Genomic DNA, 14,781 nt, shown 5'->3' on the forward strand with positions numbered 1-14,781 from the left:
GAAGCGGGAATTGCAAACAGGATGCCAGAGTTGCGAGGAGAGGGGTTTTGAAATTAACTGACTGAATAAAAAAGAAAAATAGCAAAAGCACCGTGTGCTGTAAGGCACGAAGCTATGCAGAAAATTGCGCACTGTGCAAAATTCTGCATAGCAAATTCCGGGACTAAAGATCCGTCGGATCGATACCGTACTCCTGAAGTTTATACATCAGGGCGCGGCGGCTAATGCCTAACATCAGGGCTGCACGGGTGCGGTTACCGTCTTGTTGTTCAAGGACTTCCATAATGATCCGCTTCTCTTCGCGCTTAATCTCTTCTTTTAAATTTCGTTCGCCGGGCTGCGCGGTTTTGACCTCCGCTATGCTGCTTACCGGCTGGCGTAGCGGGGCGGGCAGATCGTCGGCAAAAATTACCGCTCCAGTATTCATCACCACTGCGCGTTCAATAACGTTTGAGAGTTCACGTATATTGCCAGGCCACGGCCAGGCGGTCAGCATCGACATGGCCGTGGGGTCAATCTCAATGATGTCGCGCTGATTTTCAGTACTGAATTTTTGCAGAAAATGGTTGGCAAGCAGCGCAATGTCCTCCCGCCGCTCGCGCAGCGGAGGCAACTGCAAATGGATGACGTTTAGCCGGTAAAAGAGATCTTCGCGGAAGTCGCCTTCCTTCACCATTGCCGGAAGGTCCCGGTTGGTGGCGGCAATAATACGGATATCGACCTGAATGGTCTGATGTCCGCCCACCCGTTCGAATTCTCGCTCCTGGAGAATCCGCAACAATTTTGCCTGCAACACTAGCGGCATTTCGCCAATTTCATCCAGAAGCAATGTTCCCGTATGAGCACGCTCAAACAGTCCCTGGCGCAGGGACTGGGCGCCGGTAAAAGCCCCTTTCTCATGGCCAAATAACTCGCTTTCCAGCAGTGACTCTGGCAGCGCGGCACAGTTGATTTTGATAAACGGACCGTTGGCGCGCCGCGAGTTATAGTGAATGGCGCGGGCTATCAATTCTTTTCCGGTACCGCTTTCTCCGCTAATCAACACATTGGCCTGGGACATGGCAATTTTGGCGGTGTCTTTGCAGATATCCATCATTCGCGGACTGTTGGTCAGAATATGTCCCCATTGCCAGCTGGTACTCAGCGCCTGATGCAGACGTCGAATCTCTTGCCTCATCGCCTGAAGCTGCAGCGCCCGCTGAATTAATAAATGCAGTTCATCAAGGTCGAAGGGCTTTATGACATAGTCAAACGCGCCGCTGCGCAGCGCTTCTACTGCGGTTTCGACTTCGGCATATGCCGTCATCAAAATAACGGGGATACGTGGTTGGCGGGCGCGCATCGCCTTTAATGCGTCGAGCCCGTTCATTTCCGGCATGCGGATATCCATCAACACCACGTCCGGCGGCACGTCGGCAAATTGCTGCAAGGCTTTCTCGCCATTACTGGCGCAGTGGGTTTCATGTCCCTGGAGGGAAAACGCGGTGGTGAGCATACGACGAACGTTGTCTTCATCATCCACGATAAGGATTCGGTAGCGGGTTTTCATACTAACAAGTTTCCCTGCGGATTAATCGGTAAAATGAGGGTGAAGGTCGCGCCGCATCCCGGCATGCTGCTGATGCGAATGTCTCCCTGGTGGGCATTGATGATGCGCTGGCTAAGCGCAAGTCCAAGACCGGTTCCTGACGCTTTGGTGGTGAAGAACGGATCAAAGATTTTTTTCTGTAGCGCGATATCAATCCCGCAGCCGTTATCTTCAATCGATAGTGCCTGCTGCGAAGGGGCGTATTGCCAGGTACGAATCCGGATTTCACCGCGCGCGTTAATCGCCTGCACGGCATTGATGAGAATATTGAGGATGACCTGTTTCAGTAGTTCACGGTCAGCAATGATGGCGGGCAGTTCCCGGTTAAGTTCACAATTAAAGGCAATCCGCGCCTGTACACCGGAGGTTTTGACCAGAATTAACATCTCTTCAATCAACGTGTTGAGCTGAACCCGCTGCCACTGGCTTTGTCTCGGTCGGGAAAAATCGAGAAGTTGCTGAATCACTTTATTAATAGAATCAATCTCTTTTAGCACAACGGACAAATATTCCTGGTGTACGGGGAGGGTGAGCTGCTGGCGAATAATCTGTACATAACCACGAATAGCGGTAAGCGGGTTACGGACCTCATGCGCCACGCCGGCCATTAACTCGCCCAGCGTGGCCAGCCGTTCGGTTTGTGCAAGGCGGCGCTGGGACTCTTTGCGGGCGGTCAGGTCGGAAAAAATCACTAACGCGCCAATCAGTTCACCATTGGCATTATGAATGCGACTGGTGGTGACGCTGAGCTCAATGGTACGGTCACGCGCCGGGAAACTCACTTCCTGCGCCAGATGTTCTGTGCCGTGCGCCAAAGTATCAAGCACCGGGCTGGCGAAGTACGGGTCGGAGAAGAGTGTCGCATAGGGCCGACCGACAAGTTCACTGAGTGTATAACCGGTAATGGCTTCTGCCGCAGGGTTCATTGTGGTGACATCCCCCTGACGATCAATGGCGATGACTCCGTCGGCGGCGTTTTCAATAATCAGATCGTTGAGCGTTTCGGTTTCGCGTAACGTTTGCGCGAGTGCGTTAACGCTGCGGCTAATTTGCCCCAGTTCGCCGGGGAGATTAGGAAGTTGGGTGGGCGTTTTATGCGCCAGCGTCGACAGACCATCGGTAATGATGTCGATATTGGCGCCGAGACGTCGGGAGAAGAGGACTATCAGCAGCAGACTGCAGAGCAGCCCCGCCACCAGTACCGCAATAATGCGCATGTCCATCTTCCAAGCCTGACGTCGGATATCTTCTGTGAGCTCATTGGCCCAGATATAACCCAGAACTTCGCCGTCTCGTCGGATAGGGATCATTGAATTGAGAATATCCCCACGAACCTGGCGGCCGGAAAAGACCACAGGGGTGTTGCTACGCATTACGTCACGACCGGGATGATCGGCAGAAATGGTCACGCCAACATTGTTCTGATACAGCGCGGAAGGGGCATAAGTAATGATCGCATCCAGTGCTTTGTGATAATAGCCCGCGCCGATGCCGGGAAACGCTTGCGTGATTCGCTCGGTAATCGGGCCAAGTTCCGCATTCAGCGCCTGGATGCGTGCATCGCGCGGCAATGTGCTGAAGTGGAAAAAACGTTCTTCCAGCGCCTGGTCGAGCAGATGAACGACGGCGGACAATTTTTTCTCTTTTTCCGCTAAGACCGCTGAACGTCCTTCGGTTTCGACGATATAACCAATCGACAGCGTCGGCACGATGACCATCAGGATAGCCATCAGAATCATTTGATTGCGCAAGCGTCGCGGATAGAAACCCCTTAAAAAACGCATTCTGGCATCCCTGTTACCCTTTTCAGGTAAACGCCAATTATCCGCAGTTGCGCAAAAGGTTTCTCAGCGGTGTATCATATTCCGGCAAAGAGGGGCGTGAGGATTGCGACATCGCACTTTTACCGCTACCTTAACCACACTCTATTTATCGCCTCAGGCGGAGCTTTGCCCCTTTGAAATACCTGGCTTCCTTTCGTACAACCCTGAAAATCTCGCGCTACCTGTTCAGAGCGCTGGCGCTGTTGATATGGCTGTTAATCGCCTTTGCTTCGGTGTTCTACATTGTCAACGCGCTGCATCAGCGGGAGTCCGAGATTCGTCAGGAATTTAATCTCAGTTCCGATCAGGCCCAGCGCTATATTCAGCGTACGTCGGACGTGATGAAGGAGCTAAAGTACATTGCCGAGAATCGTTTGACGGCGGAGAACGGGGTGCTTTCTTCACGCACCCGCGATGATAAAACCGTCGTGCCAACCTTTGAGCCCTTGTTTGCCGACTCGGACTGCGCGGCGATGGGCAACGCCTGGCGCGGATCGCTGGAGTCGCTGGCCTGGTTTATGCGCTACTGGCGGGATAACTTCTCTGCGGCGTACGATCTTAACCGCGTGTTTCTGATTGGCAGCGATAATCTGTGCATGGCGAATTTTGGCCTGCGCGATATGCCGGTTGAGCGCGACAATGCGCTGAAAACGCTGCATGAACGGATCATGAAATACCGCAGCGCGCCGAAGGATGATTCCGGGAATAACCTTTACTGGGTGGGACAGGGGCCGCGTCCGGGTATCGGCTACTTTTACGCGCTGACGCCCGTATATCTGGCTAACCGGCTGCAGGCCCTGCTGGGCGTAGAGCAGGCGATCCGGATGGAAAATTTCTTTACCCCCGGCAGCCTGCCGATGGGCGTGACCATTCTTGATGAAAATGGTCATGCGCTCATCTCACTGACGGGGCCGGAAACCACCATTAAAGCTGAACCTCGCTGGATGCAGGAACGCTCCTGGTTTGGCTATACGCCCGGTTTTCGTGAGCTGGTGCTGAAGAAAAACCTGCCGCTTTCCTCGCTCAGCATCGTCTATTCGGTACCGGTCGATCTGGTGCTGGAGGGGATTCGGATGTTAATTCTGAATGCCATTCTGCTGAACGTTTTGGTTGGCGCCGCGCTGTTTACCCTCGCCAGAATGTATGAGCGGCGAATTTTTATCCCGGCGGAAAGCGACGCCCAGCGGCTGGAGGAGCACGAACAGTTCAACCGTAAAATTGTGGCTTCGGCACCGGTTGGGATCTGTATCCTGCGTACCGTCGACGGCGTCAACATTCTCAGTAACGAGCTGGCGCACACCTATCTGAACATGCTCACCCATGAGGATCGGCAGCGGCTGACGCAAATCATCTGCGGACAGCAGGTGAATTTTGTCGATGTGTTGACCAGCAATAACACCAATTTGCAAATCAGCTTCGTTCATTCCCGCTATCGTAACGAGAACGTGGCGATATGCGTGCTGGTGGACGTCTCCGCACGCGTCAAAATGGAAGAGTCCTTACAGGAGATGGCGCAGGCGGCGGAGCAGGCAAGCCAGTCGAAGTCTATGTTCCTCGCAACCGTCAGCCATGAACTGCGCACCCCGCTGTACGGTATCATTGGTAACCTCGATCTCCTGCAAACCAAGGCGTTGCCGAAAGGGGTTGATCGCCTGGTGACGGCGATGAATAACTCTTCCAGCCTGTTGTTGAAGATTATCAGTGATATTCTCGACTTCTCGAAGATTGAGTCCGAGCAGCTGAAAATCGAGCCGCGAGAGTTCTCCCCGCGTGAGGTGATGAGCCACATCACCGCCAACTATTTGCCGCTGGTGGTGCGCAAGCAACTCGGACTTTATTGCTTTATCGAGCCGGACGTGCCGGTAGCGATGAATGGCGATCCAATGCGGTTGCAGCAGGTTATCTCCAATCTTCTGAGCAACGCGATTAAGTTCACCGATATCGGCTGCATTGTGCTGCACGTGCAGCGTGATCATGACTATCTGAGTATTCGGGTGCGCGATACCGGCGTTGGTATTCCGGCGAAAGAGGTCGTACGTCTGTTCGACCCGTTCTTCCAGGTTGGCACCGGGGTGCAGCGCAATTTCCAGGGAACCGGGCTGGGGCTGGCGATTTGTGAAAAGCTGATCAGCATGATGGACGGCGATATCTCGGTGGATTCAGAGCCGGGGATGGGGAGCCAGTTTACGGTGCGTATTCCGCTCTACGGCGCGCAGTATCCGGCGAAGAAGAGCCTCGACGGGCTGGTCAACACGCGCTGCTGGCTGGCGGTGCGGAACGCCTCGCTGTGCCACTTTGTTGAGAACAGCCTGACGCGCGGCGGGATGGACGTGATCCGTTATGAAGGTCAGACGCCCGCTGCCGACGACCTGCTGATCACCGACGATGCGCTGGAGCAGCCGTGGCAGGGAAGAGCGGCGGTGATGTTCTGCCGTCGTCACATTGGTATTCCGCTCGAAAGAGCGCCGGGGGAATGGGTGCACAGCGTGGCCTCCCCGCATGAACTGCCCGCGCTGCTGGCCCGTATCTACAGCGTTGAGCTGGACAATGAAGAACTGACAGCCTCGTTACCGGCGCCAGAAAAGGTGGCGATCGCCAACGACGATATGATGATCCTGGTGGTGGACGATCATCCGATCAACCGTCGCCTGCTGGCCGATCAGTTGGGATCGCTGGGCTATCAGTGCAAAACGGCCAATGACGGTGTGGATGCGCTGAATGTGTTGAGCAAAAACCACATTGATATTGTGCTGAGCGACGTCAACATGCCGAATATGGACGGTTACCGTCTGACCCAACGTATTCGTCAGCTTGGCCTGACGCTGCCGGTGGTCGGGGTGACGGCGAACGCGCTGGCGGAAGAGAAGCAGCGCTGCCTGGAATCGGGCATGGACAGCTGTTTGTCTAAGCCGGTGACGCTGGACGTGCTGAAACAAACCCTTGCGGTCTATGCCGAACGGGTGCGCAAAACGCGGACATAAAAAATGCCGGATAAGCGTAGCGCTATCCGGCATTTTGCACAGGAAAGGAATTACTCTTTGTCAGCCGGACTCAGGGTCACAGAAGACAGGTAGTTCAGCAGTGCGATATCGTTCTCGACGCCCAGTTTCATCATCGCTGATTTCTTCTGGCTGCTGATGGTTTTAATGCTGCGGTTCAGCTTCTTGGCGATTTCGGTCACCAGGAAACCTTCGGCAAACAGACGCAGCACTTCACTCTCTTTTGGTGAGAGGCGCTTGTCTCCATAACCGCCCGCGCTGATTTTCTCCAGCAAACGGGAAACGCTTTCCGGCGTAAATTTTTTCCCTTTCTGCAGCGCCGCGAGCGCTTTCGGCAGGTCGGTCGGCGCGCCCTGTTTCAGGACGATCCCTTCGATATCCAGATCCAGTACCGCGCTCAGAATCGCCGGGTTGTTGTTCATGGTAAGAACAATAATCGACAGGCTCGGGAAATGACGCTTGATGTATTTGATTAACGTGATCCCATCACCGTACTTGTCGCCCGGCATAGAGAGATCGGTAATCAATACGTGTGCATCCAGTTTTGGCAGATTGTTAATCAGTGCTGTGGAGTCTTCAAATTCGCCGACAACATTCACCCACTCGATTTGTTCAAGTGACTTGCGAATACCGAACAGTACAATCGGATGGTCATCGGCAATAATTACGTTCATATTGTTCATGTATAAGGCTACCTTGCTACAGCAAGCTCTTGACGTAGGCGTCAATGTCGCTGATGTATTTTTCTATTCCTGGAGCATCTTTCTCGCGAATAAGATGTTCCAGCGTTTCACATAACTGCTTGCCGGGTACCAGATTTAGCATGGCAAACACGCCTTTCAGGCGGTGAGCCGTTTGGGCTAGCGCAGCAAAATCGCTGGTTGCCGCCTCAGTATACAACCTCTTAACATCATCCGGTACTGTGTCTACAAATAGCGCGTAATAACCGCTGGCATGAAGTTCGGCATTTTCATCGCCGCCCAGGGGGGATTCAGGAATATCTTCCTGCGCCAGCTGTTCTTCTATTAGTTGTAGTACAGCTTCCTGCATAGCATTACTCATATTAAAGTTGACGCGAAGCTGGCCGGGGCCTATTTTCCGCACGCCTGACTCATCATCGCTTAAAAGCAAGCCGGAAGCAGTAAGATTAGACGGATTATCCGTTAAAAAGAGATCATATTCTTGACTTATGAGTCTTTCGTCCGGCGTGATGCAGGTGGCTCCCCAGTTTTCTAACTGGCGAAGCACGATGGTGCGAATCTCGTTAGAGGTCACGTCAATCATTACGCTGACATCATCCAGCAGACGCTCCTCGTCTTCTACATGCTGATCCAACGGCGTCATTTTAACATGGACCGTATAGCGTGTACCCAGCGTATCTCGCGCTTTGATATTCAAATGTCCGCCCAGCTTGCGCGCCAGTTGATCGCACAACCAGAAGGTGAGGGGATTCGCTTTACCATACCGGTCTTTCTGCGTTTCGCTGATAAACGGGAAATGCAGATTGTCGATTTCGCTCAGCGTCACGCCTTCACCGGTGTCCAGGATGCGGAAGGTTAAGCGCTCCGCCACGGATTCATCCTGATCAACTTCAAGCGTGATTTTGCCGATCTGGGTGGTGGTGACAGCATACTGCATCAGCAGCATTAATATACGGCGCAACGCGTTACGGTCGCCATGGCGCTCGTCGTTAGCGTTCAGACGGTTGTTGATCAGCAGTTGCAGCCCTTTCCGCTTCATTGCCGGCAGGACTTCCGGCACCACTTCATCAATCAGCGTCTGCACCGAGAATCGGGTCGGTTCACTTTTCCAGGCATCGTTTTCCAGCATGTTCGCCAGCTGGATTTCATCAATCATGCGAACCAGCACGTCAGCCTGAGTGGCCAGCTTCTGCGAGTCGGGCGCTGCGACCTGAGCAATCTCGTCGGCCAGGGTTTTGACCGGCTCTTTCAGCGTATCGCTGATATTTTGCATGAAGGCGATGCGCCCCTGCTGATTTTTTTCATACAAGCGCTGCGCCTGTTTCAGTTTTTTATTCACCAGCACTTCACGATCCTGATCGCGGATGATGAAGATTTGGGTACGCGGCGCAACCTGACTGCGGAACAGACGGATTTCGTACAGTTCGTTATTGATCGTCGCCTGGATCACCCCCTGATGCTGCTCTGCCATGCTGGTGATATTCTGCAGGTTCAGATGCGGCAGCAGATGGTCGGCAATTTTGTTGCTGATCACCGTTCGGTTGGCCTCCTGGTCGTGCACCAGCAATCCCAGCGGCAGCAGGGAAACGATCTCTTCATTGATGGCGCGCAGGATCCGCAGCTCATTATTCGCCGCCGTGTTGGGCGCAACCTCTGTTGAACGTCCCGGCTGATGACGGAAAGTGGTATAGCCAAACAGCGCCAGCGCAAGCAGGCCGATATTCAGCAACAGCGGCAACAGAATATTTTGCAGGGTGTCGAGCAGCAATGTACCGAACGGCACCTGCCAGACTAGGCGCATATCCGTTGAATTCAGCGCAGATGAAATTTCAATTTTTGAACTGTTAAAGCTGATGCTGACGCTGTCCGGCGACTCTTTCTCATTATTTCGCGTGGTCGCGGGCGTGGTATCCGGCTCAAGGCGGAAACTGTCCAGCGGCATACCGGGCGGGATGAGATCGTTGATCGGCAGGTCAAACGCGACCACGGTCGCCAGATGTCCCGGCTGGTTGAACGTGGTACGCAGGGTAAAATAGTGCCCGTTCTGCCATGCCAGACGCCGCAGCGAGGAGAAGCTCTCCCGCTCGTCCAGCGCGTTGGCCTGCTGAAGCATCTCCGCCCGACGGGAGTCGACGATATTGCCAATAGTGGATTCTTTAAATCCGGAGGAGAGATCTTTCAGCGGCAGCGTGGAGATGAGGATCAGACTGTTATCCTGACCATTGAGATAGTACATTGACCACGGCACCGTTTCCGCCCCCCAGAGGGTGTCGAGATAGGTCGAAATGCGCTGGGTCATTTCCAGCGTGGCGCTGTCGTGCGAGCCAAAGATCAGCGCTTCCGTTTTACGGCGCGGTTTCTCGAGATAGTAAACATCCTGCTTCAGCCGTGTTTCCTGCAATCCTTCGCCAGTGGAAGGGCTGGTGGAGGCGGCAATGTTGTCATAGATTTGCCAGGTCACGTACCGCCAGGTATCCACCCTTTTATGGATGGCATGGGTAATGTCGACAATCTGATAGCTCTTATCTTTCAGCCATGCGTTCACCGCGCTCTGCACCATTACCCCCATCGTCACCAACAGTACGATGATCAGTAATAAAAAGAAGCGGGTGATGCTTCCTGGCAGGAGGGAGAAGCGGGATGTAGCCGTGGTTTCAGACTGACTCATTCGTGGTTATGACCTGTAAAGCAACGCAAAAGGTGATAGGGCAGTATAAAGGCTACGCCGTAGATTTCCACACTCTCGTCGCGTCGGATGAACAGCGCTATTCACGGAATATACGGGAAACGAACGGCTTGCGTTAAACGTGTACAACCCGACAGGCGTCGTACAAATATCACCCGATGCTGTGCGATAAATAGCACTAATTAACAAGAAAATGTTTATGAATATCATTCAGGAAATAAACGAAGCGGAATGATTGATAGTGGTGATTGTTTTTATGCGGTAGCACATAAACAGAAAGAGAGTGTAAAGAAAAGTAAAAAAAAACCGAATGCGAAGCATCCGGTTGAAATAGGGGTAAACAGACATTCAGAAATGAATGACGGTAATAAATAAAGTTAATGATGATAGCGAGATTATTTTAGTTGTGAGTGACGATTTTGTTTTGTCATTCAGTGCTATGTTTTATTTGTCTTTATTTTATTGTATTTAAAGGGTTTTTATTATTTCTTGTACATTCGTGCTTATTTCTTGACTTTCAGAGCGATATAAAAAGTTCCTTCTTGTTAATGTTTTGAAACATCTATGTGGATATCTGAAACATCTTAAAAGTTTTAGTATCATATTCGTGTTGGATTATTCTGCATTTTTGCGGAGAATGAACTTGCCGACTGGTTAATGAGGGTTAATCAGTATGCAGTGGCATAAAAAAGCAAATAAAGGCATATAACAGAGGGTTAATAACATGAAAGTTAAAGTACTGTCCCTCCTGGTACCGGCTCTGCTGGTAGCAGGCGCAGCAAATGCGGCTGAAATTTATAATAAAGACGGCAACAAATTAGACCTGTTTGGTAAAGTAGACGGTCTGCACTATTTCTCCGATGACAACAGCGCTGACGGCGACCAGACCTACATGCGTATCGGCTTCAAAGGCGAAACGCAGGTAAACGATCAGATCACCGGCTACGGCCAGTGGGAGTATCAGATCCAGGGTAACGCGCCTGAAAGCGAAAACAACTCCTGGACTCGTGTGGCGTTCGCTGGGGTTAAATTTGGCGATGCGGGTTCTTTCGACTACGGTCGTAACTACGGCGTGGCGTATGACGTCACCTCCTGGACTGACGTACTGCCGGAATTCGGCGGTGACACCTACGGTTCTGACAACTTCATGCAGCAACGTGGTAACGGCTTCGCGACCTACCGTAACACTGACTTTTTCGGTCTGGTTGATGGCCTGAACGTTGCGGTTCAGTACCAGGGTAAAAACGGCAGCCCGTCCGGCGAAGGTATGACCGGCATTACTAACAATGGTCGTGAAGCCCTGCGCCAGAACGGCGACGGCGTTGGCGGTTCTGTCACTTACGATCTGGGCGAAGGCTTCGGTCTGGGTGCGGCAGTAACCAGCTCCAAACGTACGGATGAGCAGAACAACGGCATTTACATTGGTAACGGCGATCGCGCTGAAACCTACACTGGCGGCCTGAAATACGACGCCAACAACATCTACCTGGCGGCACAGTACACCCAGACTTACAACGCAACGCGTGCGGGCGACATTGGCTGGGCAAACAAAGCGCAGAACTTTGAAGTGGTTGCGCAGTATCAGTTTGACTTCGGCCTGCGTCCGTCCGTGGCTTACCTGCAGTCCAAAGGCAAAAACCTGGGAACTGTTAACGGCCGTAACTACGACGACGAAGATCTGCTGAAATACGTTGATGTGGGCGCGACTTACTACTTCAACAAAAACATGTCCACCTATGTTGATTACAAAATCAACCTGCTGGACGACAATGACTTCACCCGCGCTGCTGGTATCGGTACTGACGATATCGTCGCACTGGGTCTGGTTTACCAGTTCTAAGGTCATTTCATGACGACAAAAGGCCCTGCGGGGCCTTTTTTTATGGTCTTTTCGCGGCGTACAGTCGGGCGTTTTTAGTGTAACCTTGCGCAATTTCGCAGAAGGACAATCACCAATGGAAATTTCTTTTGCGCGGATGGCCCTCCTTGCCGCCACGCTTTTTTTTACCGGGTGCGATAGCGCGCCTGACGCGACGCAGGTTCCCGCATCGGCGCCGGTGATGCTTGAAGGTAAAACCATGGGCACCTTCTGGCGTGTGAGCGTGGTTGATATAGACGCCGCGCGCGCAGAGAAACTGCGTAACCGGATCCAGGCGCAGCTGGATGCTGACGATCGGCTTCTCTCGACGTATAAAAATGATTCCGCATTGATGCGCTTTAACCACACCAAAAGCCTCACGCCCTGGCCAGTTAGCGAGGCGATGGCGGACATCATCACCACTTCGCTGCGTATTGGCGACAAAACCCACGGGGCGATGGACATTACCGTTGGTCCGCTGGTGAATCTCTGGGGATTTGGTCCGGACAAACAGCCGGTGCAGGTACCCACTCAGGCGCAGATCGATGCGGCGAAGGCGAAAACGGGACTCCAGCACCTGACGGTGATTAATCAGGCGCATCAGCAGTACCTGCAAAAAGATCTGCCGGATCTGTATGTTGATTTGTCCACGGTGGGGGAGGGCTATGCGGCGGATCATCTCGCGCGGCTCATGGAGCAGGAAGGCATCGCGCGTTATCTGGTTTCCGTTGGCGGAGCGTTAAACAGTCGCGGTATGAACGCCGAAGGGCGTCCGTGGCGGGTAGCGATCCAGAAACCGACCGATCGCGAAAACGCCGTTCAGGCGGTGGTGGACATTAATGGTCATGGCATCAGCACCTCCGGCAGTTATCGCAACTATTATGAAGTGGACGGTAAGCGGCTTTCGCATGTTATCGATCCGCAGACCGGCCGCCCCATTGAACATAATCTGGTTTCGGTCACGGTTATCGCCCCGACGGCGCTGGAAGCGGACGGCTGGGACACCGGGTTGATGGTGCTCGGCGCCGAGAAAGCGAAAGAAGTCGTGCGCCGCGAAGGGCTGGCGGTGTACATGATCACCAAAGAGGGCGAGGACTTTAAAACCTGGATGTCGCCACAGTTTTCCGCCTTTCTGATCGGTGAACAAAATTAAACAGCAAGATTGCGGGTTTTTGCGAAAGGGGTTTCGAACATACTGTCGTTAAGCAGGCACTATGCCAGGAGCCTGGCCCAATAGACGATGTCATTTGCCATTTTGCCTCCGGCAGTGCTCAGAATCCTCCCGTACGCCGTGTACGCTCCGGTTCTTCCGCGCTGTCCGTGTTGAAACTCTGCCACAATGACGTCTCTTAGGTTAGGCTCTTATTTAAGGAGTCCCGTATGAAACCGAATCTGTCGAACAATCCTGATGAATGCTGGCAGGCTGTGCTCGCACGCAGCGCTGCCGCTGACGGCCAGTTTGTCTTTGCGGTACAAACCACCGGCATTTTTTGTCGGCCATCCTGCAGCGCTAAGCACGCGTTGCGTAAAAACGTGCGCTTTTTTCCCGATGCGCAGGCCGCGTTATCCGCAGGGTTTCGTCCCTGTAAGCGCTGTCAGCCGGATAAAGCCCATCCCCGGCAGCACCGACTGGATAACATCACCCGCGCCTGCCAGTTGCTGGAGCAGGATAACCCCATCACGCTGGCGGCGCTGGCACAGCAAGTGGCAATGAGCCCGTACCATTTTCACCGCCTGTTCAAGGCCGCCACCGGCATGACGCCGAAAGCCTGGCAGCAGGCCTGGCGCGCGCGTCGGTTACGCGACGCGCTGGGCAAAGGGGAGAGCGTCACGCAGGCGATTCTCGACGCCGGTTTCCCTGACAGTAGCAGCTATTACCGTCACGCCGATACGGCGCTGGGGATGACGGCAACGCAGTTTCGCCGCGGCGGTGAACGGCTGACGGTTCGCTATACGCTTGCAGACTGCGCGCTGGGGCGCTGCCTGGTGGCGGAAAGCGAACGCGGGATCTGCGCAATCTTGCTGGGTGATGACGACGCAGGTTTGATCGCCGAACTGCGCGCGCTGTTCCCGTCGGCGCGCGGCGAACCGGCTGATGAGGCGTTTCACCAGCGTGTGCGTCAGGTGATCGCCAGTATTGACGGGCGCGATGTGCCGCTATCGCTGCCGCTGGATATTCAGGGCACGGCTTTTCAGCAGCAGGTCTGGCAGGCGCTGCGCGCCATTCCTTGTGGTGAAACGGTCAGTTATCAGCAACTGGCCGCCGCGCTCGGCAAACCGAAAGCGGTACGCGCCGTTGCCAGCGCCTGCGGGGCGAACAAACTGGCGATCGTCATTCCTTGCCATCGGGTGGTGCGGGGCGATGGCGCGCTTTCGGGCTATCGCTGGGGGGTAACGCGCAAAGCGCAACTGCTGCGGCGGGAGTCATCAGATAAGGAGTCATAATGCTCGATCTGTTTGCCGATTCACAACCCTGGCAGGAGCCGCTGGCGCCCGGCGCGACAATCCTGCGCCGTTTTGCCTTCAGCGCGGCGCAGACGTTAATGCTGGATATCGACGCGGTGGCCAGCCGTTCGCCGTTTCGCCAGATGGTCACGCCCGGCGGTTACACCATGTCGGTGGCGATGACCAACTGCGGACAACTGGGCTGGACCACCGATCGACGCGGCTATGTCTATTCCCCTGTTGATCCACTCACTGGTCACGCCTGGCCGCCCTTTCCGGCATCGTTTGTCGAACTTTGCCGGCGGGCGGCGACGGCGGCGGGCTATACGGATTTCCAGCCGGACGCCTGCCTGATCAACCGCTACGCGCCTGGCGCGAAGCTGTCGCTGCATCAGGATAAAGACGAGCCGGATTTGCGCGCGCCGATTGTCTCGGTGTCGCTGGGCCTGCCTGCCATTTTTCAGTTCGGCGGCCTGAAGCGCAGCGATCCGCTGAAACGCCTCATGCTGGAACATGGTGATGTGGTGGTATGGGGGGGCGAATCGCGGCTGTTTTATCATGGCATTCAACCGCTGAAGGACGGGCTTCACCCGTTAACCGGAAACTGCCGCTACAATCTCACCTTTCGTCAGGCGGGTAAAAAAGAATAAAAATAAGAATTATTATTGCCGATCGCGTTGA

At 54.0% G+C, this 14,781-nt stretch carries 9 protein-coding genes; 5 read left to right on the forward strand and 4 right to left on the reverse strand.

Features of this window, described 5'->3' with window-relative positions; translation table 11 throughout:
- Positions 1–163 precede the first annotated feature (163 nt).
- Positions 164–1,549: an acetoacetate metabolism transcriptional regulator AtoC gene (atoC, locus tag HVX72_RS07125; RefSeq protein WP_181822851.1), complete on the reverse strand. Its 1,386-nt coding sequence runs from the start codon at positions 1,547–1,549 to the stop codon at positions 164–166.
- Positions 1,546–3,372 (reverse strand): two-component system sensor histidine kinase AtoS, encoded by a 1,827-nt coding sequence (gene atoS / locus HVX72_RS07130; RefSeq protein WP_181822852.1) that lies wholly within the window; start codon positions 3,370–3,372, stop codon positions 1,546–1,548. Before atoS ends, atoC begins: the two co-directional genes overlap by 4 nt.
- A gap of 173 nt (positions 3,373–3,545) precedes the next feature.
- Here atoS and rcsC point away from each other — a divergent pair, with 173 nt between their 5' ends.
- Positions 3,546–6,392 carry a two-component system sensor histidine kinase RcsC gene (rcsC, locus tag HVX72_RS07135; protein WP_181822853.1) on the forward strand — a complete coding sequence of 949 codons (2,847 nt, stop codon included), beginning with the start codon at positions 3,546–3,548 and terminating at the stop codon, positions 6,390–6,392.
- A 50-nt stretch (positions 6,393–6,442) separates the two neighbouring features.
- Here the strand turns inward: rcsC and rcsB are convergent, their stop codons facing one another.
- Together rcsB and rcsD are read right to left on the reverse strand one after the other, a co-directional pair.
- On the reverse strand, positions 6,443–7,093 hold the full coding sequence (gene rcsB / locus HVX72_RS07140; RefSeq protein WP_042290573.1) for a response regulator transcription factor RcsB: 651 nt from the start codon (positions 7,091–7,093) through the stop codon (positions 6,443–6,445).
- A gap of 16 nt (positions 7,094–7,109) precedes the next feature.
- Positions 7,110–9,779: a phosphotransferase RcsD gene (gene rcsD, locus HVX72_RS07145; protein ID WP_060570136.1), complete on the reverse strand. Its 2,670-nt coding sequence runs from the start codon at positions 9,777–9,779 to the stop codon at positions 7,110–7,112.
- 742 nt (positions 9,780–10,521) lie between these two features.
- On the opposite strand from rcsD, the gene HVX72_RS07150 reads away from it, so the two are divergent.
- The 4 genes from HVX72_RS07150 to alkB all read left to right on the forward strand — a co-directional run bounded on the left by HVX72_RS07150 (position 10,522) and on the right by alkB (position 14,750).
- Complete coding sequence (locus HVX72_RS07150; RefSeq protein WP_042290569.1) at positions 10,522–11,637, forward strand: porin OmpC; 1,116 nt, start codon at positions 10,522–10,524, stop codon at positions 11,635–11,637.
- Between the two features lie 115 nt (positions 11,638–11,752).
- Positions 11,753–12,808, forward strand: a complete 1,056-nt coding sequence (gene apbE, locus HVX72_RS07155; RefSeq protein ID WP_181822854.1) for an FAD:protein FMN transferase ApbE — start codon at positions 11,753–11,755, stop codon at positions 12,806–12,808.
- Between the two features lie 227 nt (positions 12,809–13,035).
- Entirely contained in the window at positions 13,036–14,100 is a 1,065-nt protein-coding gene (gene ada / locus HVX72_RS07160) for a bifunctional DNA-binding transcriptional regulator/O6-methylguanine-DNA methyltransferase Ada (RefSeq protein WP_060570138.1), read from the forward strand.
- Positions 14,100–14,750, forward strand: coding sequence for a DNA oxidative demethylase AlkB (gene alkB, locus HVX72_RS07165; RefSeq protein ID WP_181822855.1), 651 nt, complete (start codon positions 14,100–14,102; stop codon positions 14,748–14,750). Before ada ends, alkB begins: the two co-directional genes overlap by 1 nt.
- The last annotated feature ends 31 nt before the right edge of the window (positions 14,751–14,781 follow it).

The sequence above is a fragment of the Citrobacter sp. RHB21-C05 genome (assembly GCF_013889015.1).
In the GTDB taxonomy this organism is placed as follows: Bacteria; Pseudomonadota; Gammaproteobacteria; order Enterobacterales; family Enterobacteriaceae; genus Citrobacter_A; species Citrobacter_A sedlakii.

Coding starts and splice junctions, on each gene's coding strand:
- apbE (WP_181822854.1), top strand. CDS start 11,753: ATGGAAATTTCTTTTGCGCGGATGGCCCTCCTTGCCGCCACGCTTTTT.
- atoC (WP_181822851.1), bottom strand. CDS start 1,549: ATGAAAACCCGCTACCGAATCCTTATCGTGGATGATGAAGACAACGTT.
- HVX72_RS07150 (WP_042290569.1), top strand. CDS start 10,522: ATGAAAGTTAAAGTACTGTCCCTCCTGGTACCGGCTCTGCTGGTAGCA.
- rcsD (WP_060570136.1), bottom strand. CDS start 9,779: ATGAGTCAGTCTGAAACCACGGCTACATCCCGCTTCTCCCTCCTGCCA.
- rcsB (WP_042290573.1), bottom strand. CDS start 7,093: ATGAACAATATGAACGTAATTATTGCCGATGACCATCCGATTGTACTG.
- alkB (WP_181822855.1), top strand. CDS start 14,100: ATGCTCGATCTGTTTGCCGATTCACAACCCTGGCAGGAGCCGCTGGCG.
- ada (WP_060570138.1), top strand. CDS start 13,036: ATGAAACCGAATCTGTCGAACAATCCTGATGAATGCTGGCAGGCTGTG.
- atoS (WP_181822852.1), bottom strand. CDS start 3,372: ATGCGTTTTTTAAGGGGTTTCTATCCGCGACGCTTGCGCAATCAAATG.